27 protein-coding genes are annotated in these 26,074 nt (G+C 66.2%); 7 read left to right on the forward strand and 20 right to left on the reverse strand.

The features are described 5' to 3' along the window. Positions 1 to 9: 9 nt before the first annotated feature. On the reverse strand, positions 10 to 918 hold the full coding sequence (locus J7S20_RS11715; RefSeq protein WP_284054406.1) for a prephenate/arogenate dehydrogenase family protein: 909 nt from the start codon (positions 916 to 918) through the stop codon (positions 10 to 12). After that, a complete protein-coding gene (gene hisC, locus J7S20_RS11720) occupies positions 918 to 2,012 on the reverse strand; it encodes a histidinol-phosphate transaminase (protein ID WP_284054407.1) in 1,095 nt (364 codons plus the stop codon). Before hisC ends, J7S20_RS11715 begins: the two co-directional genes overlap by 1 nt. A gap of 185 nt (positions 2,013 to 2,197) precedes the next feature. Between hisC and metX the strand changes: the two genes are divergently transcribed. Continuing rightward, positions 2,198 to 3,331 (forward strand): homoserine O-acetyltransferase MetX, encoded by a 1,134-nt coding sequence (gene metX / locus J7S20_RS11725; RefSeq protein WP_284054408.1) that lies wholly within the window; start codon positions 2,198 to 2,200, stop codon positions 3,329 to 3,331. Continuing rightward, on the forward strand, positions 3,328 to 3,918 hold the full coding sequence (gene metW, locus J7S20_RS11730; RefSeq protein WP_284054409.1) for a methionine biosynthesis protein MetW: 591 nt from the start codon (positions 3,328 to 3,330) through the stop codon (positions 3,916 to 3,918). The genes metX and metW overlap by 4 nt, the downstream gene beginning before the upstream one ends. A gap of 6 nt (positions 3,919 to 3,924) precedes the next feature. On the opposite strand, the gene J7S20_RS11735 is transcribed toward metW, so the two are convergent. The 6 genes from J7S20_RS11735 to J7S20_RS11760 all read right to left on the reverse strand — a co-directional run bounded on the left by J7S20_RS11735 (position 3,925) and on the right by J7S20_RS11760 (position 9,181). After that, positions 3,925 to 4,704, reverse strand: a complete 780-nt coding sequence (locus tag J7S20_RS11735; protein ID WP_284054410.1) for a DUF1206 domain-containing protein — start codon at positions 4,702 to 4,704, stop codon at positions 3,925 to 3,927. 62 nt (positions 4,705 to 4,766) lie between these two features. After that, a complete protein-coding gene (gene ssb / locus J7S20_RS11740) occupies positions 4,767 to 5,309 on the reverse strand; it encodes a single-stranded DNA-binding protein (RefSeq protein ID WP_284054411.1) in 543 nt (180 codons plus the stop codon). A gap of 13 nt (positions 5,310 to 5,322) precedes the next feature. After that, positions 5,323 to 7,185, reverse strand: a complete 1,863-nt coding sequence (gene feoB / locus J7S20_RS11745) for a ferrous iron transporter B (RefSeq protein WP_284054412.1) — start codon at positions 7,183 to 7,185, stop codon at positions 5,323 to 5,325. 27 nt (positions 7,186 to 7,212) lie between these two features. After that, positions 7,213 to 7,476, reverse strand: a complete 264-nt coding sequence (locus J7S20_RS11750; protein WP_284054413.1) for a FeoA family protein — start codon at positions 7,474 to 7,476, stop codon at positions 7,213 to 7,215. A gap of 73 nt (positions 7,477 to 7,549) precedes the next feature. Continuing rightward, on the reverse strand, positions 7,550 to 8,221 hold the full coding sequence (locus J7S20_RS11755) for a COQ9 family protein (protein WP_284054414.1): 672 nt from the start codon (positions 8,219 to 8,221) through the stop codon (positions 7,550 to 7,552). Positions 8,222 to 8,236: 15 nt separating this feature from the next. Then, a complete protein-coding gene (locus J7S20_RS11760) occupies positions 8,237 to 9,181 on the reverse strand; it encodes a DMT family transporter (protein WP_284054415.1) in 945 nt (314 codons plus the stop codon). Between the two features lie 59 nt (positions 9,182 to 9,240). Here J7S20_RS11760 and J7S20_RS11765 point away from each other — a divergent pair, with 59 nt between their 5' ends. Continuing rightward, positions 9,241 to 10,329: an alkene reductase gene (locus tag J7S20_RS11765; protein WP_284054416.1), complete on the forward strand. Its 1,089-nt coding sequence runs from the start codon at positions 9,241 to 9,243 to the stop codon at positions 10,327 to 10,329. A gap of 3 nt (positions 10,330 to 10,332) precedes the next feature. Here J7S20_RS11765 and J7S20_RS11770 read toward each other — a convergent pair whose 3' ends face one another. The 9 genes from J7S20_RS11770 to gltX all read right to left on the reverse strand — a co-directional run bounded on the left by J7S20_RS11770 (position 10,333) and on the right by gltX (position 18,248). Continuing rightward, positions 10,333 to 10,686: a YbaN family protein gene (locus J7S20_RS11770; RefSeq protein ID WP_284054417.1), complete on the reverse strand. Its 354-nt coding sequence runs from the start codon at positions 10,684 to 10,686 to the stop codon at positions 10,333 to 10,335. A gap of 53 nt (positions 10,687 to 10,739) precedes the next feature. Further along, the gene (gene ribH, locus J7S20_RS11775; protein ID WP_284054418.1) at positions 10,740 to 11,159 is read right to left on the reverse strand and encodes a 6,7-dimethyl-8-ribityllumazine synthase; all 420 of its coding nucleotides are present in this window, start codon (positions 11,157 to 11,159) and stop codon (positions 10,740 to 10,742) included. Further along, complete coding sequence (ribB, locus tag J7S20_RS11780; RefSeq protein ID WP_284054419.1) at positions 11,159 to 12,451, reverse strand: 3,4-dihydroxy-2-butanone-4-phosphate synthase; 1,293 nt, start codon at positions 12,449 to 12,451, stop codon at positions 11,159 to 11,161. Before ribB ends, ribH begins: the two co-directional genes overlap by 1 nt. Positions 12,452 to 12,499: 48 nt before the next feature. Further along, positions 12,500 to 13,108, reverse strand: a complete 609-nt coding sequence (locus J7S20_RS11785; protein WP_284054420.1) for a riboflavin synthase — start codon at positions 13,106 to 13,108, stop codon at positions 12,500 to 12,502. 3 nt (positions 13,109 to 13,111) lie between these two features. Continuing rightward, entirely contained in the window at positions 13,112 to 14,083 is a 972-nt protein-coding gene (ribD, locus tag J7S20_RS11790) for a bifunctional diaminohydroxyphosphoribosylaminopyrimidine deaminase/5-amino-6-(5-phosphoribosylamino)uracil reductase RibD (RefSeq protein WP_284054597.1), read from the reverse strand. 14 nt (positions 14,084 to 14,097) lie between these two features. After that, positions 14,098 to 14,448 (reverse strand): hypothetical protein, encoded by a 351-nt coding sequence (locus J7S20_RS11795; RefSeq protein WP_284054421.1) that lies wholly within the window; start codon positions 14,446 to 14,448, stop codon positions 14,098 to 14,100. A gap of 57 nt (positions 14,449 to 14,505) precedes the next feature. Further along, positions 14,506 to 16,008 carry a S10 family peptidase gene (locus J7S20_RS11800; RefSeq protein ID WP_284054422.1) on the reverse strand — a complete coding sequence of 501 codons (1,503 nt, stop codon included), beginning with the start codon at positions 16,006 to 16,008 and terminating at the stop codon, positions 14,506 to 14,508. A gap of 102 nt (positions 16,009 to 16,110) precedes the next feature. Further along, positions 16,111 to 16,797, reverse strand: coding sequence for an energy transducer TonB (locus J7S20_RS11805; RefSeq protein ID WP_284054423.1), 687 nt, complete (start codon positions 16,795 to 16,797; stop codon positions 16,111 to 16,113). A gap of 125 nt (positions 16,798 to 16,922) precedes the next feature. Then, positions 16,923 to 18,248 (reverse strand): glutamate--tRNA ligase, encoded by a 1,326-nt coding sequence (gene gltX, locus J7S20_RS11810; protein ID WP_284054424.1) that lies wholly within the window; start codon positions 18,246 to 18,248, stop codon positions 16,923 to 16,925. A 103-nt stretch (positions 18,249 to 18,351) separates the two neighbouring features. Between gltX and J7S20_RS11815 the strand changes: the two genes are divergently transcribed. Both J7S20_RS11815 and J7S20_RS11820 read left to right on the forward strand, forming a co-directional pair. After that, entirely contained in the window at positions 18,352 to 19,287 is a 936-nt protein-coding gene (locus J7S20_RS11815; protein WP_284054425.1) for a ribose-phosphate pyrophosphokinase, read from the forward strand. A gap of 66 nt (positions 19,288 to 19,353) precedes the next feature. Further along, positions 19,354 to 19,677 (forward strand): PilZ domain-containing protein, encoded by a 324-nt coding sequence (locus tag J7S20_RS11820; protein WP_284054426.1) that lies wholly within the window; start codon positions 19,354 to 19,356, stop codon positions 19,675 to 19,677. Positions 19,678 to 19,698: 21 nt separating this feature from the next. On the opposite strand, the gene dapD is transcribed toward J7S20_RS11820, so the two are convergent. Then, positions 19,699 to 20,526: a 2,3,4,5-tetrahydropyridine-2,6-dicarboxylate N-succinyltransferase gene (gene dapD, locus J7S20_RS11825; protein ID WP_284054427.1), complete on the reverse strand. Its 828-nt coding sequence runs from the start codon at positions 20,524 to 20,526 to the stop codon at positions 19,699 to 19,701. Beyond that, on the reverse strand, positions 20,511 to 21,191 hold the full coding sequence (locus tag J7S20_RS11830) for a pyrimidine 5'-nucleotidase (RefSeq protein WP_284054428.1): 681 nt from the start codon (positions 21,189 to 21,191) through the stop codon (positions 20,511 to 20,513). The genes dapD and J7S20_RS11830 overlap by 16 nt, the downstream gene beginning before the upstream one ends. Positions 21,192 to 21,270: 79 nt before the next feature. Here J7S20_RS11830 and J7S20_RS11835 point away from each other — a divergent pair, with 79 nt between their 5' ends. After that, positions 21,271 to 23,664 carry a S8 family peptidase gene (locus tag J7S20_RS11835; protein ID WP_284054429.1) on the forward strand — a complete coding sequence of 798 codons (2,394 nt, stop codon included), beginning with the start codon at positions 21,271 to 21,273 and terminating at the stop codon, positions 23,662 to 23,664. 40 nt (positions 23,665 to 23,704) lie between these two features. Further along, positions 23,705 to 24,703 carry an LLM class flavin-dependent oxidoreductase gene (locus J7S20_RS11840; protein ID WP_284054430.1) on the forward strand — a complete coding sequence of 333 codons (999 nt, stop codon included), beginning with the start codon at positions 23,705 to 23,707 and terminating at the stop codon, positions 24,701 to 24,703. A 3-nt stretch (positions 24,704 to 24,706) separates the two neighbouring features. Here J7S20_RS11840 and J7S20_RS11845 read toward each other — a convergent pair whose 3' ends face one another. Then, positions 24,707 to 26,011, reverse strand: coding sequence for a sensor histidine kinase (locus J7S20_RS11845; RefSeq protein ID WP_430980945.1), 1,305 nt, complete (start codon positions 26,009 to 26,011; stop codon positions 24,707 to 24,709). Positions 26,012 to 26,074 lie beyond the last annotated feature (63 nt).

Consider the following 26,074-nt stretch of genomic DNA (forward strand, 5'->3'; position numbering starts at 1 on the left):
TCGGCCGCTTCAGTCGTGCGTGCGGCCGAAATCTTCGCGCGCGTCGTCCTGGCCCTGTTCGACGATCGACCGACGGATCGCGCGGGTGCGGCTGAACAGCTCGAACAGCTCGTCGCCCTTGCCCCAGCGGATCGCGCGTTGAAGCGCGCTCAAATCCTCCGAAAAGCGTTGCAGCATGTCGAGCACCGCCTCGCGATTGGACAGGAACACATCGCGCCACATTGTAGGGTCGGACGCGGCGATGCGCGTGAAATCGCGAAAGCCGCCGGCCGAATATTTGATGACCTCGCTTTCGGTCACTTCCTCGAGGTCGGACGCGGTTCCGACGATCGTATAGGCGATCAGATGGGGCAGGTGGCTGGTGACGGCGAGCACGCGGTCGTGATGCGCGGGTTCCATCCGTTCGACATCGGCGCCGAGCCTGCGCCAGAATTCGGCGACGCGCTCGACGGCGAGTTCGGGTGTGTCGTCGGCGGGCGTCAGAATGCACCACCGGCCGTGGAACAGCGTGGCGAAGCCGGCATCGGGGCCGCTACGCTCGGTGCCCGCGACGGGATGTGCGGGAACGATGGTGGCGTTCGGCAGCGCCGCTGCGAGCGCGGCCGCCACGCTTTCCTTGCATGACCCGACATCGCTGACGATCGCGTCGGCGGGCAGGTCGTCGGCGAACTCGGCGGCCGCTGCTCCCATCGCGCCCACGGGTACGCACAGGATAACGAGGTCGGCGTCGATCACAGCCGCGCCCGCGCTGTCGGCAATATCGTCGCACAGCCCGATCTCGACCGCACGCTCGCGTACTTGTGGCTCGGCGTCATAGCCGGTCACCTCGACGCTCGGCATTTCGGCGCGGATGCCGCGCGCGATCGACGATCCGATCAGCCCCAGCCCGATCATCGTGACGCGGGCGAAAGGCAGCATCAGCCGGTCACGATCTCGCGCAGCGCCGCCGCCACGCCGCGGACTTCGTCCTCGGTGCCGATCGAGATGCGCAGGCCTTCGCCAAGTCCCTGTCCGGGCAGCCAGCGGGTGATGTACCCTTTGTCCATCAGTCCCTTGTACGCGGTTTCGGCGCTCACCTCGCCCTCGAACAGGACGAGCAGGAAATTGGCCTTGGACGGTATCGCGCGCAGCCCGGCATTGCCCATCGCCTCGACCTGCTCGGTGAACCAGCCGAGCCATTTGCGGTTATGTTCGCGGCTGGCATCGGTGAAATCGTCGTCGCCAAGCGCCGCGATCGCCGCCTGCTGGCCGGCGGTGGTGACGTTGAACGGCGCACGGATGCGGTGCATCGCGCCGATGATGTCGGCACTGGCATAGCCCCAGCCGATCCGTTCGGCGGCGAGACCGTAGATCTTGGAAAAGGTGCGCGTGACGAGGACATTGGGCTCGGTCATCGCCAGTTTCAGGCCGTGATCGTCCTCTTCCGCCGTCAGATATTCCGAATAGGCATGGTCGAGGACCAGCAGCACCGATTTGGGCAGGCTCGCATGCAGCCGCGCGATTTCCTCGCGCGGCGTGAAGGTGCCCGTGGGATTGTTCGGATTGGCGACGAAGACGACGCGCGTGCGTTCGGTAACGGCGGCGAGGATGGCGTCGACATCGGTGGCATAGTCCTTGTCGGGCGCCACCACCGGCGTCGCGCCGACGCGGCGCGCAGCGATCTCGTACACCGCGAAGCCGTATTTGACGAAGACGATTTCGTCGCCCGGCCCGGCGAACGCGCCGGCGGCGAGGTGGAGCACCTCGTCCGACCCGGTGCCGTAGATGATCCGCGCGGGGTCGAGACCATGCTTGTCCGCCAGCGCCTCGCGCAGCTCGGCGGCACCGGCATCGGGATAGCGTTCGAGGCTGCGGTCGGCGCCGTCGAACGCTTCGCGCGCCTTCGGCGATGTGCCGAGCGGGTTTTCGTTGGACGACAGCTTGGCGACCTTGCGGCCGTCATCGGTCTGCGAACGCCCCGGCACATAGGGGGCGATGTCCATGATCCAGGGCTTGGGCTGTGGTGCAGTCATGCGCGGCGGGATGGCGCAACCGCGCGCCGATGGCAAGGCTGCGTGCCGCACCCACTTCTGTCATCCCGGACTTGATCCGGGATCCAGAGCCCTGACCGCTTCGGGGTCTGGATCCTGACTTTCGTAAGGATGACGGCGCGGCAAGTCGCTTGAACCCAGCCCCGCCTCCGCCTAACGCGATTGCCATGTCGTCCGACCCGCGTTTCGGCCTCCGCCGCCATGTCACCTTGCCGGGGCCGCTCGCGCTCGACAGCGGGGCGTCGCTGTCGCCGGTCGAGATCGGCTACGAAACCTATGGCACGCTTAACGAGGATGCGAGCAACGCCGTCCTGATCTGCCACGCGCTGACCGGCGACCAGCATGTCGCCTCCGATCACCCGATCACCGGCAAGCCGGGCTGGTGGACGCGGATGATCGGGCCGGGCAAGCCGATCGATCCCGCGCGGCACTTCATCATCTGTTCGAACGTCATCGGCAGCTGCATGGGCTCGTCGGGGCCGGCGACGATCGATCCGGCGACGGGCGAGCCTTTCGGCATGGCGTTTCCCGTCATCACAATCCGCGACATGGTGCGCGCGCAGGCGATGCTGCTCGACCATCTCGGCATCCGGCGATTGCAGGCGGTGGTCGGCGGCTCGATGGGCGGAATGCAGGCGCTGAGCTGGCCCGCGACCTTTCCGACCCGTGTCGGCGCGGTCGTGGTGATCGCATCGACCTCGCGGCATTCGGCGCAGAACATCGCCTATCACGAGGTCGGGCGGCAGGCGATCATGGCCGATCCCAAATGGCGCGGCGGCGATTATTATGCGGCGAACGATCCGCCCAGCGCCGGGCTGGCGGTCGCGCGGATGGCGGCGCACATCACCTATTTGTCGGAGGCGGGGCTGACCGAGAAGTTCGGGCGCCGCTTCCAGGCGCGGGAAGGCGGCGAAGCGGGGGCAAAGTCGTTCGGCTTCGACGCCGATTTTCAGGTCGAGAGCTATCTGCGTCACCAGGGGCTTTCGTTCAGCGACCGGTTCGACGCCAACAGCTATCTCTACATCACCCGCGCGCTCGATTATTTCGACTTGGCGGAGGAACATGGCGGAATGCTGGCGGGCGCGTTTCGCGACACGCAGGCGCGCTTCTGCGTCGTCAGCTTCGACAGCGACTGGCTCTATCCCACGCGCGAATCGCGCACGATCGTGAAGGCGCTCAACGCGGCGGGTCGCCATGTCAGCTTCGTCGAGCTGTCGAGCCCGTTCGGCCATGACGCGTTCCTGCTCGATTCGCCCGAACTCAACCGCGTCATAGACGGTTTTCTGAGGACCGGCGGATGACGGAGCTGCGTCCGGACCTTGCGGTGATCGCGCGCAACGTGGCCGCGGGGTCGCGCATCCTCGATATCGGGTGCGGCGACGGTGCGCTGATGGCGGTGCTGCGCGACGAACACGGGGTCGATGCGCGCGGGCTGGAGATCGATCCCGACAATGTCGCGGCGGCGGTATCGCGCGGGCTGTCGGTGGTACAGGGCGATGCCGATACCGATCTTGCCGACTATCCCGACCAGAGCTTCGACTATGCGATCCTCAGCCAGACATTGCAGACGTCCACGCGGCCAAGAGTCGTCTTGGACGACTTGCTGCGGATCGGCCGTCGCGCCTTCGTCTCCTTTCCCAATTTCGCGCATTGGCGCGTGCGGCTGTCGCTGTTGTGGGGCGGGCGCATGCCGGTGACGCGGCTGCTGCCCGAACGCTGGTACGACACGCCCAACATCCACCATGTCACGATAGACGACTTCCGCGCGCTGCTCGGCGAACGCGGGATCACCGTCGAAAAGTCATGGTTCCTGTCGGGCGACAAGCAGACCGGATCGGCCGCGGCCAATCTGTTCGCCGAACATGCCGTATTCCTTCTCAGCCGCTAGGCCGGGCTAGCGCAACAGCCGGTCGATCACGTGATGATCGCGGATCGCGCGGTAGCGCGCCATCACCAGGCTGAATATCCCGAAGACGAGAAGCCCGGCAGCGACCGAATAATAGAGCCAGGAAATATCGCGCAGCGCCTCTAGCGCGGCCTGAAAGCCGATCTGGTCGGCATGCCGCTTCCATGCCGCGCCGATGATCTTCCACGCGAGCACCGCAAAGACGACCGCCCTGGCGGCGAAGCCGATGCGGCCGACGATTTCCGCCCAATGCGGTGTCCGCGCCTCGAGCAGCGACATGAATTTGGCGGTGACCGCCCTGACCGCCTGATCGAAAGCCGCCAGCGCAAAGCCGATGCCGACGAGGCCCAGCACGATCTGGCCGCCGGTGAACGACATGACGGTGCTTGCGGCCTGGTTGCCACCATTGCCGCTTGCCGCGCTGCTATGGCCAAAGGCGAGCCTGATGGCGAGATAGGCGAGGATCAGGTGCGCAATCCCGCTGGCGATATGGCCGATCCGCTTGCCGATCCCTTCGAAGTCGGTTCCGTTTCCCTCGATGTCGAGGATCGCCCCATAGGCGCGAAAGATGCCGTAGCCGATCAGCCCGATTCCCGTGGCGACGAGCACGACGGTACCTGCTGGCAGGTTATGGATATCGTCGAGTACGGTCGTCGTCCCCTCGGTCTGCGCGGTCGCCAGCGTCAGATAGCCGAGCATGAAATAGACGATTGCGCGCGCCACATACCCGGCACGGGCGAGATGCTCCAGTCGTGCGATACGCTCCACGGACCCGCTCCTGTTGTTATACTGTCAGGAGCGAGCGTTCGAAACGCCGGTCGGTTCCCGATCTAGAACGGAACGTCGTCGTCGAGATCGTCGGGGAAGCCACCGCCAAAGTCGCTGCCGCCCATGCCGCCCGACTTGTCACCGCCGGCATTGTAGGAGCCACCGCGGCCCGCGGACTGTCCGCCGCCGCCAAAGCCGCCGCCCGAACCCCAGTCTCCGCCGCCGCTGCCGGAACCGCCGCCCTGGCCGCCGCCGGGACTGTCGAGCATGGTCAGCGCGGAGTTGAAGCCCTGCAGCACGACCTCGGTCGAATAGCGGTCCTGTCCGTTCTGGTCCTGCCACTTCCGCGTCTGGAGCTGCCCCTCGATATAGACCTTCGATCCCTTGCGCAGATAGCGCTCGGCGATGTTGGCGAGGCCTTCGTTGAAGATCGCGACCGAATGCCATTCGGTCTTTTCGCGGCGCTCGCCGGTGTTGCGGTCCTTCCACTGTTCGGACGTGGCGATGCGCAGATTCACCACCTTGCCGCCGTTCTGGAAGGTGCGGCTTTCGGGATCGCGGCCGAGATTGCCGATCAGGATCACCTTGTTCACGCTGCCGGCCATCTGTGTCTTCTCCCTACAATCCGATTGCCACGGCGAGCCAATATGTCGCCCCCGCAGCGATGTAGGCGAGTGCGAACAGATAGCCAACCATGAAGGCGGGCCATTTCCAACTATTGGTCTCGCGCCGCGTGATCGCGATGGTCGAAATGCATTGCGGCGCGAATACGAACCACATCAGAAAGGCCAGCGCGGTCGGCAGGCTCCAGCGGCGGCGCAGATTGGTGACGATTTCGCGCTCGCCCGCATCGCCATCGGGATTGTCGACGGCATAGACGGTGCCGATCGCCGATACCGCCACCTCGCGTGCCGACATCGCGGGAAGCAGCGCCAGCGAAATATCGCGGTTGAACCCGATCGGGGCGACGACCTTTTCGATCTGGTGCCCGATCCGCCCGGCGATCGAATAATCGACCGGCGAAACATCGCTGCCGACCGGCGGCTTGGGAAAGCTCAGCAGCAGCCACAGGATGATCGTGGTCGAGGCGATGATCGTGCCGGCGCGCTTCAGGAAGATGCGCGCGCGCTGCCACAGCCCAAGCGCCAGGTCGTTCAGGCGCGGCCACTGATATTTGGGCATCTCCATCATGAAGCCCGAGGATTCGCCCTTGGTCACCGTTCGGCGGAGCACGATCGCCGCGACGAAAGCGCCGATGATGCCCGCGACATAAAGGCCGAACAGCACCAGTCCCTGCAGGCCGATACCCGGTCCCACCGATCGCGCCGGGATCATCGCGCCGATGATGATCGAATAGACCGGCAGCCGCGCCGAACAGGTCATCAGCGGTGCGATCAGGATGGTCGTCAGCCGGTCCTTGTCGTCATCGATCGTGCGCGTCGCCATGATCCCCGGCACCGCGCAGGCGAAGGACGACAAAAGGGGGATGAAGGCGCGGCCCGACAGGCCCGCAACCGCCATCAGCCTGTCCATCAGAAAGGCTGCGCGGACCATATATCCGCTCGATTCGAGGACGAGGATGAAGGCGAACAGGATCAGGATCTGCGGCAGGAACACAACCACCGCGCCGACACCGGCAATCACGCCGTCGACGAGCAGCGAGCGCAGAAATCCGGGGGGCAGGGCACCGCCAACGGCTCCGCCCAGCCAGGCCATGCCATCCTCGATCCAGCCGATCGGCGCTTCCGACCAGGCGAACACCGCCTGGAACATGACGAACAGCAGCGCCAGAAGCAGTGCCGAACCGAAAACGGGATGGAGCGCGATCGCGTCGATCCGGTGCGTCCAGCGGCGCACCGCGGTTTCCGACACGGTGGCGGCCTCCGACAGCGCGCGCGCGCGGCGTTGCAGCGTCGCGATATCGTCGCTTACCGCGCCGTGGCCGGGACGCACGGACTTTGCCCCCGACTGCACCGTTTTGGCGAGCGCTTCCTTCAATTCGTCGAGCCCGCGCCGGCGAACCGCGACGGTGGGAATAACGGGCACGCCGAGCTCGCGTTCGAGCACCGCCGGGTCGAGCGTCAGGCCGTCGCGCTTGGCGAGGTCGATCATGTTGAGCGCGACGATTACCGGCAGGCCGAGTTCGACAAGTTGCAGCGTGAAGCGCAGATGGTTGTCGAGGTTCGCGGCATCGACGACGACGACGATTGCGTCGGGCAGGCGCTCGCCCTCCTGCGCGCCGGTGACGACGTCGCGGGTCACCTGTTCGTCGGGGCTCGACGGGTCGAGGCTGTAGGCGCCGGGAAGGTCGACCAGTTCGACCGGCCTCCCGTCGGGCAGCGCCATCCGTCCGGCATGTCGCTCGACGGTGACGCCGGGATAATTGCCGACCTTCTGCCGCGCGCCGGTCAGCGCGTTGAACAGGGCGCTCTTGCCGGCATTGGGGTTGCCGACCAGCGCGACAAGGGGCGCGGGCGTCATGCGGGCAGGGTCAGAAAATCAAGGGGATCAGGGGAAAACGTGGATCGCCCCCGCGACATGGCGGCGAAGCGCGATCGTCATGCGGCCGATACGACAGGCGATGGGGCCGCGGCCGAACGCCGCCTGATGGAGCAGCTCGATCCCGACGCCTTCGTCGAGTCCCAGCTCGCGCAGCCGCCGCGCCTCGGGCGCTGCGAGCATCTCCCAATCGACCGCGGCAACCTTCGACGCTCGGTGGCGCGGCAGTTGCGACAGGCGAATCGGGGGAGCGATCGAAGCGGCTACGTTCATAATGAGAGTGAGTATCAATAACTGTGACCGAAGAAAAGGACTAATTGACGGTCCTTTCCCCGGCCATACGGGATTATCCTACCGGATAGCGCAGCCGGCCGATCAGCCGCGACGGGTTGAAGCGGCGGTCGCGCGTCTGGCCGAGAAACTTCGCCTTGGTCTTCTCGAACCGCATGATTCCTTCGATCCGGCGGGCAAGGAATGCGCGCGTATCGGCCCAATCCTCCGATTCGTCGTCGAGGAACACGGTGATCGTCGCGGCATAGACGCCGGCGAGGATGCCGCGCTTGGTATAGTGGTTGTAATCGGTCGCGGTGTCGCCGGCGCGCCGCCACATCCGGTCGGCCGAACGCCAGCCGAGCCTGCCGGCCCTGGCGATATGATGCGGCATCGCGAGTATGGCGAGTGCGCGGCGCAGCGCCTCGCGTTCGGGAGCGAGGATTTCGAGCCGCTTTTCGACCAGCGCGGTAATCCGCTCGCGAATCTTCATCTCGCTCAGCGTTTCGGCGGGCAGCGCCGCTTCCATCTGCTCATCGACATGCGCGAACCACGCATCGATCATCTCGACCGCGCCTCCGGGAAAGGCGAGGCGCGCGACGTCGGGATCGACGCCCAGCGTGTTCGCCGCCGCCTCGATCGCCTTCGGGGTCCAGCCGTCGAACGCGGCATTGACCGGCAGTTCGGGAACCAGCGCGGCGCGGATTTCGTCTAGCGTGGCGTCTTCGGGCACGGTCTGGGCGGCCATGGCAGCTTTCTCCTTCTAGTCCGATTTAGGCGATGCCCCGGGCTGCGCAAGCTGTGTCGGCTTTCTTGGCCCGCGCCGGACGAGCACAAGCGCAACCGCGACCAGCGCGCCGCCGATGAAATCGGGCAGCGTCAGCCGTTCGTCATAGGCGATCCAGCCGATCGTGCCCGACACCAGCGGCTGGAACAGCAGCGCGATCCCGATGACAAGCGGCGGCAGCTCGCCAAGCGCGTAGATCATCAGCCCTTGTCCGATAAGCTGGCTGGTGATCGCCAGCGTCACCACCGGTGTCCAGTTGGTCGGTACCACGGTTTCGCCCAGCACCAGCGCCGTCAGCAGCAGCGGCGCCACGCTGACCACGCTCGACACCGCCAGCGCCTGAACCGAACCGAGTCGCAGCCGCGCGCGGGCCATTGCGATGAAATAGACCGCGTACAGCGTACCCGCGAGCAGGCAGAACAGATCGCCCGCCAGATTGCGCGGCGACAGTTCGGCCGACCGCCCGAGCAGCAGCGCGGCCCCGATCCCGGCCAGGATGAGCGCCGTGAACTGCGTCCGGTTCGGCCAGGCGCGCATCACCAGAAAACCGTAGATCGGGTAGATCAGGCTCGCCGAATTGCCGAACAGCGTGGCGTTGGCGAGCGTCGTGCGCAGGATGCCGATGTGCCAGCTCGCCAGGTCGCCGGCAAAGGCGATACCGGCAAGCAGGACGATCGGCCACAGGCCGCGCGCGGCGCGAAAGGGGCTGCCGCTCGCCATCGTCGCCACCGCGACCAGCACGGGGGCGGCAAGCACCAGTCGCCAGAATGCCGCCGATACCGGTCCGACATCGGCGAGCCGCACCAGCCACGGGCCGAAGGCGAGCGCGACATTGGCGCCGACCACGGCAAGAAGCGCAGGCAGGGGGAAGCGCCCGCTTTGTACGGGCGAAGAATTTTTTGCGGGCGACGATTCGTGCATGGGGCCGGTTGCCGCCCTATCTGGCCTGCAACGCCAACGCACGAAGGAAATGAAGCTCCATGCCCAGCCTGTTCGATCCCATTCGCCTCGGCGCGGTCGAAGCGCCCAACCGTATCCTGATGGCGCCGCTGACGCGCGGCCGCGCGACCCGCGAGCATGTGCCGACCGGCATCATGGCCGAATATTACGCTCAGCGCGCCTCTGCCGGGCTCATTATCTCCGAAGCGACGGGGATCAGCCGCGAAGGCCTTGGCTGGCCGTTCGCGCCGGGCCTCTGGACCGACGAGCAGACCGAGGCGTGGAAGCCGGTGACCGAGGCGGTCCACCGCGCCGGCGGGCGCATCTTTGCGCAGCTCTGGCATATGGGGCGGCTGGTCCATCCCGACTTTCTGGGCGGCGCGCAGCCGCTGTCGTCCTCGGCGACGACCGCGCCGGGGCAGGCGCACACCTATGACGGCAAGAAGGATTATGCCGAAGCGCGCGCCGCGACGCTCGACGACATCGCCCGCGTGCTCGACGATTATTCGAACGCCGCGCGCAATGCGAAGGCGGCCGGGTTCGACGGCGTTCAGCTTCACGCCGCCAATGGCTATCTGATCGACCAGTTCCTGCGCGACGGCGCCAATTTCCGCGACGACGATTATGGCGGCAGCCCCGAAAATCGCGGCCGCTTGCTGCGCGAGGCCGTCGAACGGCTGATCGCCGAGGTTGGCGCCGACCGGACCGCGGTGCGCTTTTCGCCCAATGGCGACACGCAAGGGGTGCAGGACAGCGATCCCGAATCGGTCTATGTCCCCGCCGCGAAGTGGCTCGCCGAACAGAAGATCGCGTTTCTCGAACTGCGCGAACCGGGGCCGGAGGGCACGTTCGGCCGCACCGATCAGCCGCGTATCTCGCCGGCGATCCGCCCGGTGTTCGATCGCCCGCTCGTCCTCAATCAGGATTATGGCCAGACGGAAGCGCAGGCGGAACTCGACGCAGGCCTGTGCGATGCGGTGGCGTTCGGCCGCACCTTCCTCGCCAATCCCGACCTGCCCAAACGGTTCGAAACCGGCGCGCCGCTCAACAAGGACGAGATGGCGACCTGGTACAGCCGCGGGACCGAGGGTTATCTCGACTATCCCGTGCTCGCCGAAGCCGCCGAATAACGGTCAGGGCTCGGGCCTTGTCCATATCCATGTCCCGCTGGCGAGCATCGCCGCCAGCGGGAACAGGAGCCAGGGCCATTTCAGCCAGAACAGCGCCGCTGCGATGCTGACCGCGAACGCGATCGTCGCCGCCCATTTGCCGCGCCGCGAAATCGCGCCGTTCTTTCGCCATGCAAGGATGTGCGGCCCGAAGCGTGGATGCTCGACCAGTCGCCGTTCGAGCGCCGGGCTCGAGCGTGCAAAACAGAAGGCGGCAAGAATCACGAACGGTACGGTCGGGAGCAGCGGCAGGAAGATGCCGAGCGTCCCGAGGGCAAGCGCGGCCCAGCCGCCGAGGAAATAGAGCGTTCGCGTCACGAAGCCGGCTCTGCCACGCCGCCGCCGGTCGCGCCAGCGGCGACGGACCGGGCTCAGCCGAACCGGTTCTTGAGGTCGAGCATGGCGAGCGCCGCCCTGGCCGCTTCGCCGCCCTTGTCCTTCTGGTCGGGCCGCGCGCGGACCAGCGCCTGATCCTCGTTCTCTACGGTCAGGATGCCGTTGCCGATCGCGACGCCGTCCATCGTCAGCGCCATCAGCCCGCGTGCGCTTTCGCCCGCGACGATCTCGAAATGATAGGTTTCGCCGCGGATCACGACGCCCAGCGCGACGAATGCGTCATAACGGCCGTGGAGCGATGCGAACGACACCGCGCCGGGGATCTCCAGCGCGCCGGGCACGGTGATCGTTTCGTGGTCGTGCCCCGCCTTGTCGAGCACGGCGCGCGCACCTTCGAGCAGATGGTCGTTGAGATGGTCGTAGAAGCGCGCTTCTACGATGAGGATGTTGGCCATTATTTCGTCCCGCAATCGATGGGTCGCTCGCCTACGATCGACAGGCCGTATCCGTCCAGCCCCACCAGCGTGTGGTGCGTGTTGGTGAGCAGTTCCATTTCCTCGACGCCAAGCTCGGTCAGGATCATCGCGCCGACGCCGTAGTCGCGCAGTTCCTCCATGTCGGAGCCTTTCAGTGTACCCGCCTTGGCCTGTACCGCCATGGTGAACTGGTCGGCGCGCGGCTTGTTGATGACGACCACGACGCCGGCGCCTTCCTCGCCGATGATCTCCATCGACCGGCGCAGCATGCCGCCGCGTTCGCCGCCTTCACCGAAAATGTCGCTGAACGGCGACAGCGCGTGCATGCGCACCAGCGTCGGCTTTTCGGGATCGACATGGCCCTTCACCAGCGCGACCTGTTCGGTATGCGCGGCCTTGTTCCAGAAGGTGATGACCTTCCACTCGCCGCCCCATTCGCTGGTGAAGCTCGTCTCGGCGCGGCGCTCGACGAGATGGTCGTAGCGGCGGCGATATTCGATCAGGTCGCGGATCGTGCCGATCTTGAGATTGTGGAGCTGCGCGAACCCGATCAGATCGTCGAGCCGCGCCATGGTGCCGTCGTCCTTCATGATCTCGCAGATCACGCCCGACGGGTTGAGCCCGGCGAGCCGTGCGACATCGACCGCCGCCTCGGTATGGCCCGCGCGCACCAGCACGCCGCCTTCGCGCGCGATCAGCGGAAAGACATGGCCCGGCGTGACGATGTCGTCGCGGCCCTTCGACGAATCGGTGGCGACCGCGATCGTGCGCGCCCGGTCGGCGGCGGAAATGCCGGTGGTGACGCCCTCCTTCGCCTCGATCGAGACGGTGAAGGCGGTTTCGTGCCGCGTGCCGTTCGACCGGCTCATCAGGTCGAGGCCGAGCTGTTCGACGCGCTGCTTGGTCATCGACAGGCAGATCAGCCCGCGGCCGTGGCGCGCCATGAAGTTGATCGCGTCGGGCGTCGCCATCTGTGCCGGGATGACGAGATCGCCCTCATTCTCGCGGTCCTCATCGTCGACGAGGATGAACATGCGGCCGTTGCGCGCTTCGTTGATGATCTCTTCCGCGCTTGCCATCACGCCCGCGCCGCCGCCGTTTACCAGATAGCGCTCGAGCTTGCGCAGTGTCTCGGCGGTGGGGTTCCAGTCCGCCTCGTCGAGTCGGCGCAGCGAATTTGCGTGTAGGCCTGCGGCGCGCGCGAGGCCGGCCTTGGTAACCTCGCCATCGGCGACGAGACGGCGGACATTGTCGATCAGGGGCGTGCTCATGCGCGCCGCATATCACATCAGGATAGCGGCAAACAAGCGCAGATCACATCAGCGTGTGAAGTTTAGCTGTTCCATGCGCTTGAGATAGCGGGCGAGCACATCGATCTCGAGATTGACCGCCTGGCCCTGCTGCAGGTCGGCGAAGGTCGTGACCTGCGCCGTGTGCGGGATGATGTTGAGGCCGAAGCGGACCCCGCCCGCGACATCCTCGACCGAATTGACCGTCAGCGAGACACCGTCGACGGTGATCGACCCCTTGGCCGCGACATAGGGCGCGATTTCCGGCCCGGCGGCGATGGTGACGCGGTGCGATCCGCCTTCCTCGCGCACCTCGACGACCTCACCGATGCCATCGACATGGCCGGTGACGATATGCCCGCCGAGTTCGTCGCCAACCTTGAGCGCGCGTTCGAGGTTGAGGCGCCTGCCCTCGGTCCACTGGCCCTGCGCGGTGCGCGAAACGGTTTCCCGCGACACGTCGACCGCGAACCAGCCCGGCCCCTTGTCGACAACGGTCAGGCAGACGCCCGAACACGCGATCGACGCGCCGAGATCGATGGTCGTGGTGTCGTAGCCGCACGCGATGCGGACGCGCAGGTCGCCCTGCTCGCTGGCGGCTTCGATGGTGCCGATGTCGGTGACGATTCCGGTGAACATGGGTCAGTCTCGGATGCGCTCATAGGCGTCGAGCCGGTCGCTGCCAAGCACCCGCGAATCGATCCCCCGCCAGCGGCCATGCGCATCCGCTATCCGGTCGAGCCCGATATCGCCCAGCGCGGGCATGCCGGCTGCGATCAGGATCGGCGCGCGGTAGAGGAGCAGCCGATCGACCAGGTCGGCGCGAAGAAAGGCGGCGGCGGTCTGTGCCCCGCCTTCGACCATCAGATAATCGACGGCGTCGAGATCGCCGATCCGCCCGGGCGCGTCGATGACGGTCCAGCCATCGGGTTCGCGCGCAGAACCCGATAGCAATATGCGGCGCGGTGAGCGGTTTTCGAGGCCCGCTAGCCGTACATCGAGGCGTGGACCATCGGCGTCGAAGGTGCCGCGCCCGACCAGAATGGCGTCATGCCGCGCGCGTTCGAGATGGGCGTGCGCGCGCGCTGCTTCTCCGGTGATCCAGCGGCTTTCGCCATCGGCACGCGCGATACAGCCGTCGAGCGACGTCGCGAGCTTCAGCGTAACATGCGGACGCCCGAACGATTGCCGCGCCAGAAAGCCTGCCATGCTGCGTCGCGCGTCCTCGGCGCGGATACCGACATCGACCGTAATTCCGGCGGCGCGCAGCCGCTCGATGCCGCTGCCGTCGGTACGCGGATCGGGGTCGCCGAGCGCGACCACCACGCGCTCCACGCCCGCTTCGGCCAGCAGCGTCGAACATGCCGGGCCGCGCGGCGACATGTGCGCGCAAGGCTCCAGCGTGACATAGGCCGTGCTTCCGCGTGCCGCGTCGCCCGCCTGTTCGAGCGCCATCGCCTCGGCATGCGGGCGGCCGCCGGGTTGGGTCCAGCCGCGCCCGACGACGCGGTCCCCCGCCTGCGCGGAGGCAGGCTTCACGATCACGCAGCCGACATTTGGGTTGGGCGCGGTTCGCCCGCGTCCGCGTTCGGCCAGCGCCAGCGCGGCGCCCATCCAGCGCGCGTCGGTCAAAGGCCCCAGGCGTCTAGCTGATTGTCGAGCCGCTGGAATTCGGCGCGGCGTTCGGCGCGCATCTTGGCAAGCTTTTCGGCCGCCGCCTTCTTCTTCGCATCATTCACCTTTGCGGCTGCCGCGATCTGCGCATCGGTGCGGTTCAGCGGCCAGCTCTGCACATAGATGATCTCGGGTTCCTTGGGCGGCGCCTGCACGCGGCTGTCATGGATCAGCATGCCGATCAGCGTCACCGTGATGATGAAGGACAGGAACATGAAGCCCAGCTCATAGGGCTGGCGCTGCTGCAGATAGGCGCGAAGGTCGCGAAAGGCGCGCAGCGGCGAGAAACGGCGAAAGAAGTTCATTGCCGTCAAAGATAGGATGGCGGGGGCGGCGCGGCCAGCCCCCGCCTGTCGTATTGCTCAGCGATTGTAGAGCGCCCTGGCATCGGCGCGGAACGCCGCACCGCTGTCGTCGCGCGTGTAGAACATGTGCCCGCCCGGGAAGATCTCCAGGTGGATGCGCTTGTCGACGCCGTAGCTCGGCATCTGCTCGACAAGCAGCTTCGACCCGAAAAAGGGGCACGACAGGTCGTTCCAGCCATGTGCGATCATCACGTCCATCTTCGGGTCGTTGGCGATCGCCTTGCGCAGGTCCTGCACCGGCTTGTCGTCGGGCGTGCCGCGATCCCAGGCCTGGTTCACGGCATAGGACAGTGCTTTGTAATGCGCGTCCTTCACGTCCCATCCGACGACGCGCGTCACGAAATCGACCATGGCGCTGGTCGTCGGCGCGATGATCGAATTGAGGAGCGGATCGTTCGACTTGCGCTCGGCCGAACCGGGGAAGGGGTCGAACGCCGCGACATTGCTGTCATAGACGCTGCCGATCTTCTTTTCGGTGCGGTGGCTTTCGCGCAGGAACGTGCCGATGTCGACGCGACCGTTCAGCTTGGAGACCAGATCGTGGTCGAGCCCAGTCAGCTCGGTGACCTTGTTGACGAGCCGTGCGGTCGCCGCCTTGTCCTTGGGGCCGGCGAAATAGTCGGTGACGAACTGCGTCTGCGTATAATGTTCGATCGGTGCCATGGTCGCCGCGCTCAGATTGCCTTCGCGCTCCAGCTTGGCGGCAGCCATCGACGGCAGGTCGATCATCCATGGCAGCGGCGAAAGCCCGTTGTCGCCGCTGACCGACGCCGGATCGAGATAGGGCGACACCATGAAGATGCCCGAAACGCCCACGCCCATCTGCGTCTGCAATTCATAGGCGATGCGCGGCGCGCGGTAACCGCCATAGCTTTCGCCCATCACATATTTGGGCGAGCGCAGCCGCCGGTTCTTGACCAGCCAGTCATAGACGATGCGCGACAGATATTTGATGTCGGGATCGTTGGCGTAGAAATCCTTCTTGGTCGCCTTTTCGTCTTCCAGGCTGCGGCTGAAGCCGGTGCCGACGGGATCGATGAAGACCAGATCGGTAAAGCTCAGCCAGCTGTTCGGATTGTCCTGCAGCAGCGGCGCATCGGACGGCGCATCGCCCGCGTCGCCGAAGCGGACGCGCTTGGGCCCGATCGCGCCGAGGTTGAGATAGACCGACGACGCACCCGGCCCGCCGTTGAAGGCGAAGGTGACGGGGCGGCTCGGGCTGCTGCCGGGGACGGTATAGGCAGTGAAGACGACCTCGGCGATTTTCTTGCCGTCCTTGTCGCGAACCGGAAGCGACCCGACGGTCGCCTTGTAGCGGATCACCGATCCCGCGATATTCGCGCTCTGATCGACCGTCTTGTCGTCTGGAAGCGGGGGAAGCTGCGAACCGGCCTCTGCCTTCTTGGCGTCGCCGTCGCCCTTGTCGGCCTGAGCAAAGGCGGTGGCCGGCATCGCGCCGATCAGCAGCGCCGCGAGCAGCGCCCGTATCCAGTATCGCATCGAAATCCCCCCGGGGCGTAACGGTAAAGCGTCGTACCTACCGGCAATTGCCGGTGGCGCAAGGGCTGCGGCGAACATATCCCGCCGCAACCCTGATGTGCGTCAGTCCTGCATCACGAAGCGGACCGACATCTGGTACCAGCTCGCAACGGGCTTGCCGTCACGCGTTTCGGGCTTGAATCGCCACATCGACAGGGCACGTTTGCGCGTCGCCTGGAAGAAGGCATCGCTCGTCGCGCTGACGCGCTGCACTGCGGTCACCCTGCCATCGGGCGCGATGCGGACGCGCACGGTCACCTGTCCCTCGCGCTCTGCCCGCCGTTCGGAGGCGGGATATTCGGGCTGGAACTGCGCAAGTCGCGACGGATCGGGGCGCGCGCCGACGACCACGGGCGCGGGTTCGGCCTTGGCGCTGTTTCCGTCGCCGGTGCCGGCGGGCGGCGGTGGCGGTTCGGCCGGGATGATCTTTGTCAGGTCGAGCGGCGGAGTGTCGACGTTGGTCGTCGGAACGAGCGGGTCCGGCGCGACGACTTCATGCGTCGGTTGTGGCCGTGCCTGCCGCGGCATCGGTTTCGGCTCGGGAAGCGGCGGCGGATCGGTGGGCAGTGGCACCGGATAGGTGTCGATCGGCCCGGGCGGCGCCGTGCTTGGCAGGATATCCGGCGCAGCGAAGATCAGCCCTGCGACGAGTAGCGCATTGACGGCAAGCGCGGCGGTAACGCTGCGCGGGTCGATCCCGTGCGGCCCGGTATAACGGTTGGCGGTGTTATGATGGATGGTCGGGGTCATTCGCATTCTCCCTCTCCTGCGGCGCATAAAGGCCGCTCCATTAAGTTACATCATAACATAACAATGTCAAAAGACCCTGAGATGGCGCGCTTTTACCAAAAGCCTGGGCCAGGCGCCGGTTCGGTTCAGGGTTGCAGGCGAGCGATCGTCCGTTCGCGGCCGATCAGCGGCAATAGCGCCGCCATGTCCGGGCCATGATCGTGCCCGGTCAGCACCTTGCGCAGCGGCAGGAACAGCGCGCGGCCCTTGCGCCCGGTCGTCTGTTTGAGCGCACCGGTCAGCGTGTGCCATGGATCGCCCGACCAGTCGATGTTCGCTGCCAATTCTGCCGCCTGCGCCAGGAAATCGCGGTCGGCGGGGTCGTGCCCTGTATCGACTGGCCCTTCGATCACGCGCCACCAGATATCGGCATCCTCGACGCGCATCAGATTGGGGCGCACCGCGTCCCAAGCCTCGGCCGTCATGCCGTCGGGCAATCTTGCCGCCACCCGGTCGAAATCGAGCAGGTGGACGATCTTCGCGTTGAGCATGCGCAGCTCTTCTTCGTCGAAGCGCGCCGGGGCGCGACCGAAATGCGCGAAGTCGAACCGCTCGATCAGCGGCGCGGGGTCGGCAACGGGCTCGACCGGGTCGCTCGTTCCGATCCGCGCGAGCAGCGCGATCAGCGCCTGCGGCTCGATGCCTTCTTCGCGAAAATGTTCGGCGCCCAGCGAACCGAGCCGTTTCGACAGCTTGCCCTCGACCCCGGTCAGCAGCGCTTCATGGGCGAAGGCCGGGGGGGCGGCGTCCAGTGCTTCGAACATCTGGATCTGGACCGCGGTGTTCGACACATGATCCTCGCCGCGCACGACATCGGTTACGCCCATGTCGATATCGTCGATGACCGAGGGCAGCAGATAGAGCCAGCTTTCATCCTCGCGGCGAATCACCGGATCGCTTAGCAGCGCGGGGTCGAAATGCTGGTCGCCGCGAATCCGGTCGCTCCATTCGATCGGCGTGTCGTGGTCTAGCCGAAAGCGCCAGTGCGGGCGTTTGCCATCGCTTGCCAGCTTGCGGCGGTCGGCCTCGCTCAGCTTCAGCGCGGCGCGGTCATAGATCGGCGGCAGGCCGCGTCCCAGCAGTACCTTGCGCTTGAGGTCGAGTTCCTGCGGCGTTTCGTAGCAGGGATAGATGCGGCCCGCGCTGCGCAGCTGCTCGAACACGCGCTCATAGCGGTCGAAATGGCCGGACTGGCGCTGCTCGCCGTCGGGTGACATTCCCAGCCAGCCGAGATCGGCGCGGATCGATTCGACGAAGCGTTCCTCCGACCGCGCTTCGTCGGTGTCGTCGATGCGCAGCAAAAAGCGCCCGCCCTGTTTTTTCGCCCACATCCAATTATGTAGCGCGGTGCGGATATTGCCGACATGCAGCTTGCCCGTCGGGCTGGGTGCGAAGCGCGTGGTGACCGTCATGCGCGTTCCTCTAGGCCGCGTGGCGATTCCCGGCAATCGCCCCTTTTCGGATCGCGCTTTCGTGCGTAAGGCAGGCCGCAGGCAGAGGCGTGGGGATTTTCACATGAAGTTGATGGCCGGCAATTCGAACCTTCCGCTGTCGCAGGCGATTGCGGATTACCTCGAAATACCGCTGACCAATGCCAATGTGCGGCGCTTCGCCGACGAGGAAATCTTTGTCGAAATCCTCGAAAATGTCCGCGGCGAAGACGTGTTCATCGTCCAGTCGACCTCGTTCCCCGCCAACGACAATCTGATGGAATTGCTGATCTGCGTCGATGCGCTCAAACGTGCTTCGGCGCGCCGCATCACGGCGGTCCTCCCCTATTTCGGCTATGCCCGGCAGGACCGTAAACCGGGGCCGCGCACCCCGATCTCGGCAAAGCTCGTCGCCAACCTACTGACCGTCGCCGGGGCGGACCGCGTGCTGTCGGTCGATCTGCACGCCGGGCAGATCCAGGGCTTTTTCGATATCCCGACCGACAATCTTTACGGTGCGCCGGTGATGTCGGAGGATATCAAGGCGCGCTTTTCGGACAAGAATCTGATGGTCGTCTCGCCCGATGTCGGTGGCGTGGTTCGTGCCCGCGCGCTCGCCAAGCGGCTCGACAACGCGCCGCTCGCGATTGTCGACAAGCGCCGTGAGAAGCCCGGAGAGTCGGAGGTGATGAACATCATCGGCGACGTCTCGGGCCGTTTCTGCATCCTGATCGACGATATCGTCGATTCGGCCGGAACGCTGTGCAATGCCGCGGCCGCGCTGAAAGAGGCGGGGGCGGAGGGCGTCGTCGCCTATTGTACGCACGGCGTGCTGTCGGGCGGCGCGGTCGCGCGCGTCGAAGGTTCTGCGCTGCAGGAACTGGTCATCACCGATTCGATCGGCAATCACGACGTCATCGCCAAGGCCGATCATATCCGCCACCTGACGATCGCACCGCTGCTTGCCGAAGCGATCCGCCGCATTGCCGAGGAAGCATCGGTTTCCAGCCTGTTCGATTGATTTAGGTTATTAAGATTGCGGCGTTTTCCATGGCGTTGGTGATCGCGCCGCAATAAGGTGCAGGGCATGAACCAAGGCCCCGACGACTCCACCAGCCACGAACAGCGCCGCGCGCAGCGCAAGCAGGCGGGGTTCCAGGCGAGTATGCGCGGGAGAGGGTCGCAGCGGTTCACCGTCGATGTGATCGACCTTTCGACGACCGGTTTTCGCGCCGATGCCGCACTAGACCTTCATGCGGGCGACATCGTGTGGCTGACGATCCCAGGCCTTAGCGGGCTGGAGGCGAAGGTCGCCTGGCGCGACGGCTTCCTTTACGGCTTCGCCTTTGCGCACCCGCTATATCCGGCGGTTTTCGACCAGATCACGGCCTTTGCCGAACAGCAGCGCTAGGCCGCTGCCCGGCGCAAGGGCTCAGTCGCGCAGCAATTCGTTGATGCTGGTCTTCGAGCGCGTGCGTTCGTCGACCTGCTTGATGATGACCGCGCAGTAGAGCGAGGGCGTGCCGTCGCCGCCGCCCAGCGTACCCGGCACGACGACCGCATAGGGGGGCACTTCGCCGGTGCGGATTTCGCCGGTCCCCCGGTCGACGACCTTGGTCGACTTGCCCAGATAGACGCCCATCGACAGCACCGCGCCCTCGCCGACGCGCACGCCCTCGGCAACTTCCGAGCGCGCGCCGATAAAGGCGCCGTCGCCGATGATGACCGGATCGGCCTGGAGCGGTTCGAGCACGCCGCCGATCCCCGCGCCGCCCGAGATGTGGACGTTGCGGCCGATCTGCGCGCAACTGCCGACGGTCGCCCAGGTATCGACCATCGTGCCTTCACCGACATAGGCGCCGATATTGACGAAGCTCGGCATCAGGACGGCGCCCTTGCCGATATGCGCACCGTGGCGAACGATCGCGCCCGGCACCGCACGGAAACCGGCTTCGCGAAAGGCATCTTCGCCCCAGCCGGTGAATTTGGACGGAACCTTGTCCCACCAGTGCGCGCCGCCCGGCCCGCCGGGGATGAGCGCCATGTCGTTGAGGCGGAACGACAGCAGCACCGCCTTTTTGAGCCACTGATTGACGCGCCAGCCGCCATTGCCGTCGGGTTCGGCGACGCGGGCTTCGCCGCGGTCGAGCAGGTTGAGCGCTTCGGCAACGGTTTCGCGAACCTCACCTTCGGTGCCGGTACCGATCGCGGCGCGGTCTTCCCAGGCGGTTTCGATGACGGAAATCAACGCGTCGGACATGGTTGTGTCTCCAATATCTGCTCGAGCCAGCGGCCGAGGTCGGTAACGGTGAAATCGATGAAATCGCGATCGGTGTCGGCCGCCTGTTCGGACCCGTTGTCGATCCAGACGGTAGTCATCCCGATCGCCTTGGCGGGTTTCAGATTGCGCGCCATGTCCTCGACGAACAGCGACGATGCAGGCGTCAGCGCATAGGCGTCGCACAGCCCGCGATACGCATCCGGATCGGGCTTGGGGCGGTAGCTTGTCGCATGGACGTCGTGGATCGCTTCGAAATGCGTGCCGAGGCCGAGCCGGTCGAGCACCTTGGTCGCATAGGGCGCGTCGGCGTTGGTGAAGACCAGCTTGCGGCCGGGCAGCTTCGCGATCGCCGCCGCCAGCGGTGCGTCATGCTCGAGCACGTCCATCTCGACATCGTGGACAAAGGCGAGAAATTCGTGCGGATCGACACCATGTTCGGCCATCAGGCCCGCCAGCGTGGTGCCGTGTTCGAAGAAATACTGCTTCTGGATGCGCCGCGCTTCGTCGGGGTCGCAGCCGAACATGTCGCCGATAAAGCGCCCCATCCGCGAGTCGATCTGCGCGAACAGATTCGCGCTTGCCGGATACAGCGTGTTATCGAGATCGAAGATCCAGGTGTCGATATGCGAGAGAGCGGCATCCATGTCGCGGGCGGCTTTAGGCAGGCTGGACGGTTGCGGCAAGCGATTGCGCCGCGGGTAATGCACAAGGTGCACGTAAATCATGCGTAAAGCTGACATCGGACAATATGCCGACCGAATCCTGAAAATCGGCACGAATGGAATGCGAATGAAGCGACGCCTCTTGCAGGGGGCCGCACTGGGCAGTCTGGTTCTGGCTGCGGCATGCAGCGGCGGCGGTGGGGGCGGCGTTGCAACCACGCCGCCACCGATCAGCGCACCGTCGCCGACGCCCAGCCCCACGCCAACACCGGCACCCGCACCAACTCCGACGCCCACGGCGAATTACGACACCGCCGAATATCGCGCGTCGATCGGTCCCGTTTCGATGAATGCGCTCGCCGCCTATCAAAAGGGCGCGACGGGGACGGGCGTGACCGTGGGCGTTGTCGATACCGGGCTCGATGCGGCGAGCGAGGAATTCGAGAATCGCGTCGTCGGTTCGCGCAATACGGCGGGCGGCAGCTCGACCGACGATGTCGATGGACATGGCACCGCGGTCGCCTTCGTCGTGGCAGGCCGCAATAACGGCGTGGGAACGCACGGTGCCGCATTCGACGCCAACCTCTATATCGCGCGCGCCGATACGCCGGGAAGCTGTGCCAGCGCCAATCCCGACCAGCCCGACAGCGGGTGCAGCTTCGACGACAGTGCGATCGCTGCCGGAATCGATGCCGCGATCAGCGGCGGCGCGCGCGTCATCAACCTCTCGCTCGGCGGATCGCGGCCCAGCAACCAGCTTCTCCAGTCGATCAGCCGCGCAACGGCGAGCGGCGCGGTGATCGTCATCAGCGCGGGCAATGACGGCGAGGACCCGAGCAAGGGCGACGTGCCCGACCCCTTCACCTCTCCCGCCACCAACAATTCGGTGTCGCGCGGGCAGATCATCATCGCCGGATCGGTCGATGCAAGCGACCGGATTTCCAGTTTCAGCAACCGGGCAGGCACCGGTGCTGCGGCATCCTTCTACCTTGCCGCGGTCGGTGAAGACGTTCGCGCGCCCTGCGACGACACCAAGGTGTGCCTGTGGTCGGGAACGTCTTTTTCCGCTCCGCAGATTTCGGGTGCCGTCGCGCTGCTCGCGCAGGCATTTCCCAACCTTACCGGCAAGCAGATGGTCGATCTGTTGCTGGCGACGGCGCGCGATGCCGGGGCCAGCGGGACCGATGCGGTCTATGGCCGCGGCATCCTCGACCTGACGGAGGCATTCGCGCCGCAGGGCAGCATGTCGGTCGCCGGCACCCAGCAGACCGTGTCGACCGGGGTTGAGGCAAGCCTGTCGGCGCCGATGGGCGACGCTGCGACGGGAACGGTAGGCGCGGTCGTGCTCGACGGGTTCGACCGCGCCTATGCAGTCGAACTGGCTCGCACGATCGACCGCGCGGGGCCGGGACGGACACTTGTCGGCGCGCTGCGCTTCGATCGGCGCAACCTTGCGGCGACCAACGGCCGGACGGCGGTGGCCGTGACATTGCTCGAAGGACGTAACGAGACGCGGGTCGAGCGGCTGGCAATGCCATTTTCCGACGCGCAGGCCGCACGCGCGATGGCGGCTGCGGTCACGACGAAGCTCGACGATCGGCTCAGTTTCGGGATTGCCGCGTCGGAAGGCGGCGACTCGCTCGTCGCCCGGCTGTCGGGGCGCACCGATCCGGCGTTTCTGGTGGCGGGCGATCCGACACGGCGCAGCGGCTTCGACGTCGATATCGCGGGCTCCGCCGCGGTTCGCAACCGGTTCGGCCCCTGGGGTATCAGCGTCGCTGCCGAAAGCGGTGACGTGCTGACGCGCGGCGACCGGATATTCGGTGCGCTGCGCAACCGTTATCAGCGCTTCGGCTATGACCGGTTCGCGATCGGCGTCGATCGCCGCTTCGGGCCGGTCAGCGCGGCGCTGACGCTCACCCAGCTCGAAGAGCGCAATACGCTGCTCGGCGCGCGTTTCGGCGGCGCACTGGGCGGTGCAGGGGCCAGCACGCGCTTCGTCGACCTGAACGCGCGCGCCGATCTCGGCGGCGGCTGGTCGCTCGGCGCTTCGACCCGGCAGGGATGGACGACCGCACATCTGCACGGCGGCATCGCGGGCAGCGGGTCGCTCCGCACCAGCGGCTATGCCGTCGATATCGGCCGCGACGGCGCGTTCGACCGGCGCGACCATATCGGCCTGCGCATTGCACAGCCGCTGCGCGTCGAACACGGCGGCCTCGACCTGATGCTGCCGAGCTATTGGGACTATGCGAGCCAGAGCGTCGCCAGCTTCAGCGACCAGCGCCTCAATCTCGCGCCGCAGGGGCGCGAGGTCGACGCAGAAATCGCCTATACCCGCCCGCTGCTCGGCGGGGATGTCGCGACCAACCCGTTCTACCGGCGCAATCCCGGGAATTTCAGCGCACTGCCCGACGATTACGGCGCTGCGCTGCGCTTCACCTATGGCTGGTAAGGGGTAGCAAATCGAAACCGGTCGCCCCACCTAAGCCGGCATGACCGCTTATTCGCTGCTCGACCTCGTCCCCATCGTTCAGGGCGGTGACGCCGCTACCGCGCTTGCCGACGCCGCCGATCTGGCGCGCACGGCGGAGGATGCCGGCTATACCCGCTACTGGGTCGCCGAACATCACGGCATGCCCGGTATCGCCAGCGCCGCCACCTCTGTGGTGATCGGCCATGTTGCGGGCAAGACGAGCCGCATCCGCGTGGGCGCGGGCGGCATCATGCTGCCCAATCACGCGCCGCTGGTGATCGCCGAACAGTTCGGGACGCTGGCCGCGCTGTATCCGGGGCGCATCGACCTCGGTCTCGGCCGCGCGCCGGGATCGGACCAGCGCGTCGCGCGCGCGCTCCGGCGCACGCTCGACAGCGATGCCAACGCCTTTCCGCAGGACGTCGTCGAGCTTCAATCCTATTTCGCCGATGACGGGCGGACGGGTATCCGTGCGGTGCCGGGCGGCGGCGCCGAGGTGCCGATCTGGATATTGGGGTCGAGCCTGTTCGGCGCGCAGCTCGCCGCCGCGCTCGGGTTGCCTTATGCCTTTGCCTCGCACTTCGCGCCGGGCGCGCTCGATCAGGCGATCGCGATCTATCGCCGCGATTTCAAACCCTCGGCGCAGCTTGAAAAGCCGCATGTCATGCTGGGCTTCAACGTGTTCGCCGCCGAAAGCGACGAAGAGGCCGAATATCTCGCCAGCTCGCAACAACAGGCGTTCGTCGCGATCCGCACCGGCCAGCCGGTCCAGCTTCCGCCTCCGGTGGAGGGCTATCGCGAAAAACTCGGTGCACAGGGTAGCGCGATCCTCGACCATGTCCTTGAGTGTTCGGCGGTCGGCAGTCCCGATACCGTCGCCCGGCAGATCGCTGCTTTTGTCGAACGCACCGGCGCCGACGAACTGATGCTGACCGGCGCGATGTACGATCCTGCGGCGCGCAGGCGGTCGGTGGCGATGGCGGGCGACATCATGCAGGGGCTGAAGGTCGCCGCCTGACGATCAGGCCGCGGGGAGGCGCAGCCGCACGAGCAATCCGCCCAGATCCTCGCTTTCCTCCAGCGTGACGGTGCCGTCATAGATTTCGACGACATCGCGCACGATCGCCAGACCAAGCCCCGTGCCGGGCTTTCCGGTGTCGAGCCGCACGCCGCGTTCGAACAGCTTTTGCCGGTCCGCCTCGGCGATGCCGGGGCCGTCATCCTCGATCATGATCTCGACAAAGCCCGCTTCGGCTCCGACCGTCACGAACACGCTGCCGCCGCCATATTTGGCGGCGTTTTCGACGAGGTTCCCGAGTATTTCCTCGAGGTCCTGCCGTTCGATATGCGCGGCGAGGTCCTTCGGACCGTCGATATCGATACGAAGATGGGGGTAAAGCCGCGACACAGCGCGCTCGACCGCCTCGACCGACGGCCAGACCTCGGCGCGGCTGTGCGCCGATCCGCGCCGTCCGACCGCCCTTGCGCGGGCGAGGTGGTGATCGACCTGACGGCGCATCGTGCGCGCCTCGCGGATCACGGTTTCGGACAGCGGGTCCGACTGCGCGGTCGCGGCGTTCATGATGACGGTCAGCGGCGTCTTCAGCGCATGGGCGAGGTTGCCGGCATGGCGGCGCGCCTCTTCGGCCTGGCGGTCGTTATGCGCGACGAGCGCGTTCAGTTCCTCGACCATCGGCGCGACCTCGGCCGGCATTTCGCCCTCGATGCGCTGCGAATGACCGGCGCGCAGCTCGGCGATGGCAAGTCGCAGTCGCTTGAGTGGCAGCAGTCCGTACCAGGTCTGGAGCGCTGCCATCACGAGCAGGCCCAGTCCGAGCAGCAGGAAGCTGCGTACCAGCGTGCGCCGCAGCGCGTCGATCTGCGCGTCGAGCATCGCGCGAGACTGGGCGACCTGAAAATGCCACAGCGTCGGCGATCCCGGCAGCTTTACGTCGCGTTCGACGACGCGCAGCGTCTGATCGCGGAATTCGTGGCTGTCATAGGTCTGCACCTCGGTCCCGTGATGGTCGGGCCGAACCTTCAGGAGCCGATCCCATAGCGACCGTGAGGGGAAGGGATCGTGCCCCTTGCCGCTGATCTGCCAATAGGCGCCCGAATAGGGTTCCAGAAAGCGCTGATCGCCCAGCGTCCGGTTGAACATGACATCGCCGTTCGAATCGATCTCCGCCGACACGATCAGCGAATTGAGGACATATTCGAGCTGGTCGTCGAAATTGCGCGTCACCGCGCTGGTCAACACGCGGTCGAGCGCGAAGCCACCGCCCGCCAGCAGCACCAGGATCCAGATCGTCGCGATGACGATCATCCGCCGGCTCAGCGAGCCGGTGATGCGCACATAGGGGCGGGGATGCGGTTCTGCCTCGGCCAC

It is taken from the genome of Stakelama marina (assembly GCF_018122655.1).
Lineage (GTDB): Bacteria > Pseudomonadota > Alphaproteobacteria > Sphingomonadales > Sphingomonadaceae > Sphingomonas > Sphingomonas marina.

What these genes read in the sequence shown, in the direction of transcription:
- ribH (WP_284054418.1), bottom strand. Translation starts at nt 11,159, where the DNA reads ATGGCCAACATCCTCATCGTAGAAGCGCGCTTCTACGACCATCTCAAC.
- J7S20_RS11755 (WP_284054414.1), bottom strand. Translation starts at nt 8,221, where the DNA reads ATGGCCGCCCAGACCGTGCCCGAAGACGCCACGCTAGACGAAATCCGC.
- J7S20_RS11800 (WP_284054422.1), bottom strand. Translation starts at nt 16,008, where the DNA reads ATGCGATACTGGATACGGGCGCTGCTCGCGGCGCTGCTGATCGGCGCG.
- ribD (WP_284054597.1), bottom strand. Translation starts at nt 14,083, where the DNA reads ATGGGCGCCGCGCTGGCGCTGGCCGAACGCGGACGCGGGCGAACCGCG.
- hisC (WP_284054407.1), bottom strand. Translation starts at nt 2,012, where the DNA reads ATGACTGCACCACAGCCCAAGCCCTGGATCATGGACATCGCCCCCTAT.
- J7S20_RS11840 (WP_284054430.1), top strand. Translation starts at nt 23,705, where the DNA reads ATGACCGCTTATTCGCTGCTCGACCTCGTCCCCATCGTTCAGGGCGGT.
- J7S20_RS11785 (WP_284054420.1), bottom strand. Translation starts at nt 13,108, where the DNA reads ATGTTCACCGGAATCGTCACCGACATCGGCACCATCGAAGCCGCCAGC.
- J7S20_RS11715 (WP_284054406.1), bottom strand. Translation starts at nt 918, where the DNA reads ATGCTGCCTTTCGCCCGCGTCACGATGATCGGGCTGGGGCTGATCGGA.
- metX (WP_284054408.1), top strand. Translation starts at nt 2,198, where the DNA reads ATGTCGTCCGACCCGCGTTTCGGCCTCCGCCGCCATGTCACCTTGCCG.
- ssb (WP_284054411.1), bottom strand. Translation starts at nt 5,309, where the DNA reads ATGGCCGGCAGCGTGAACAAGGTGATCCTGATCGGCAATCTCGGCCGC.
- J7S20_RS11820 (WP_284054426.1), top strand. Translation starts at nt 19,354, where the DNA reads ATGAACCAAGGCCCCGACGACTCCACCAGCCACGAACAGCGCCGCGCG.
- dapD (WP_284054427.1), bottom strand. Translation starts at nt 20,526, where the DNA reads ATGTCCGACGCGTTGATTTCCGTCATCGAAACCGCCTGGGAAGACCGC.
- J7S20_RS11805 (WP_284054423.1), bottom strand. Translation starts at nt 16,797, where the DNA reads ATGACCCCGACCATCCATCATAACACCGCCAACCGTTATACCGGGCCG.
- J7S20_RS11760 (WP_284054415.1), bottom strand. Translation starts at nt 9,181, where the DNA reads ATGCACGAATCGTCGCCCGCAAAAAATTCTTCGCCCGTACAAAGCGGG.
- J7S20_RS11845 (WP_430980945.1), bottom strand. Translation starts at nt 26,011, where the DNA reads ATGATCGTCATCGCGACGATCTGGATCCTGGTGCTGCTGGCGGGCGGT.
- gltX (WP_284054424.1), bottom strand. Translation starts at nt 18,248, where the DNA reads ATGACGGTCACCACGCGCTTCGCACCCAGCCCGACGGGCAAGCTGCAT.
- ribB (WP_284054419.1), bottom strand. Translation starts at nt 12,451, where the DNA reads ATGAGCACGCCCCTGATCGACAATGTCCGCCGTCTCGTCGCCGATGGC.
- J7S20_RS11815 (WP_284054425.1), top strand. Translation starts at nt 18,352, where the DNA reads ATGAAGTTGATGGCCGGCAATTCGAACCTTCCGCTGTCGCAGGCGATT.
- J7S20_RS11795 (WP_284054421.1), bottom strand. Translation starts at nt 14,448, where the DNA reads ATGAACTTCTTTCGCCGTTTCTCGCCGCTGCGCGCCTTTCGCGACCTT.
- metW (WP_284054409.1), top strand. Translation starts at nt 3,328, where the DNA reads ATGACGGAGCTGCGTCCGGACCTTGCGGTGATCGCGCGCAACGTGGCC.
- J7S20_RS11750 (WP_284054413.1), bottom strand. Translation starts at nt 7,476, where the DNA reads ATGAACGTAGCCGCTTCGATCGCTCCCCCGATTCGCCTGTCGCAACTG.
- feoB (WP_284054412.1), bottom strand. Translation starts at nt 7,185, where the DNA reads ATGACGCCCGCGCCCCTTGTCGCGCTGGTCGGCAACCCCAATGCCGGC.
- J7S20_RS11765 (WP_284054416.1), top strand. Translation starts at nt 9,241, where the DNA reads ATGCCCAGCCTGTTCGATCCCATTCGCCTCGGCGCGGTCGAAGCGCCC.
- J7S20_RS11835 (WP_284054429.1), top strand. Translation starts at nt 21,271, where the DNA reads ATGCGTAAAGCTGACATCGGACAATATGCCGACCGAATCCTGAAAATC.
- J7S20_RS11830 (WP_284054428.1), bottom strand. Translation starts at nt 21,191, where the DNA reads ATGGATGCCGCTCTCTCGCATATCGACACCTGGATCTTCGATCTCGAT.